The sequence below is a fragment of the Bartonella florencae genome (genome assembly GCF_000312525.1).
In the GTDB taxonomy this organism is placed as follows: Bacteria; Pseudomonadota; Alphaproteobacteria; order Rhizobiales; family Rhizobiaceae; genus Bartonella; species Bartonella florencae.
Genome location: NZ_HE997495.1, coordinates 1 through 700 on the forward strand (window position 1 = coordinate 1; position 700 = coordinate 700).

The 700-nt window shown below is 37.3% G+C and carries 1 protein-coding gene; it reads left to right on the plus strand.

What is annotated here, in order from left to right; all coding sequences use genetic code 11:
• Positions 1-700 (plus strand): autotransporter outer membrane beta-barrel domain-containing protein (locus BN202_RS09010; protein ID WP_019220319.1); only part of this gene is annotated, 700 nt, incomplete at both ends.

Here is a 700-nt window from a genome sequence, read left to right on the forward strand (position 1 = left end):
GAGGTATTTTAGATAGAAATCAAAAAACTGCAGCTCTCTGGAGTTATGCGATCAAGAGCAAAGAAAACATTGCTGCAGATCATATAGATTTTAAACTTGAACAAACAGGGATAGTGTTAGGTATCAATGGTTTTACTGAATGGGGAGGTGGAGATGTTTATATTGGTGGTTTTGGCAGTTATGATCAAGCACGTGTTGAGCATGAACGAGGTGGTATAAGTGGTATCAATACTTATAGCATTGGAGCTTACGCCACATATTTTGATCATAGTGGATGGTATGTAGATGGTATTTTAAAATACAATCATTATCAGAATAATCTGAAGGCTATTTCAACGAATGGTTTATCGATTGAAGGAAATTATAAACAGAATGCAGTGGGAACATCATTTGAATCGGGTTATCGTCTTAAAACCTCTCAGAACAGTTGGTTACAGCCTTATGTGCAATTGACATGGTTGCAAGTTAAAGGCCAAGAAATCAAACTTTCGAATGAAATGTCAGGTGCTATCAAGCCATTTACGTCACTGCGCAGTGAGGTTGGATTATCACTAGGGTATGAATTTGGATTAGGGAGAGTTGGTTCATCTCTCGCTTATGTTACAGTGTCGTGGTTGCGTGAGAATAAAGATGATAATCATACGACGATTAATCAACATCATCAATTTACTACAGACTTGTCAGGAAATGCAGGAAAATT